The following is a 306-nucleotide window of genomic DNA, read 5'->3' as shown; positions in this document are numbered from 1 at the left end:
AGTGGATGTTGGGCGTGTCGTACCAGGAATAGGGCAGGTCCTTGGTCACCGGCATGCGGCCGTTGACGAACAGTGACAGACGCACACGCCAATGGCCGAAATTGGGGAAGGAGACGATGGCGCGATTGCCGATCCTGAGCAGTTCGTCGAGCACCAGCTTCGGGTTGCGGGTGGCCTGCAGCGTCTGCGAGAGGACGACGAAGTCAAAGCCCTTATCGGGATAGAATTCGAGATCCTTGTCGGCGTCGCCTTGGATGACCGAGAGGCCGCGCGCCACGCATTCGTTGACGCCGCGCTGCGACAGCT

Annotated in this window: 1 protein-coding gene; it reads right to left on the bottom strand. The window is 61.4% G+C overall.

What is annotated here, in order from left to right; translation table 11 throughout:
- On the bottom strand, positions 1-306 hold a 306-nt coding region (locus tag EOD07_RS37275; protein WP_127238555.1), incomplete at both ends, for a methionine biosynthesis protein MetW.

Source organism: Mesorhizobium sp. M2C.T.Ca.TU.002.02.1.1 (assembly GCF_003997225.1).
This window is presented reverse-complemented; position numbering and strand designations above follow the sequence as displayed.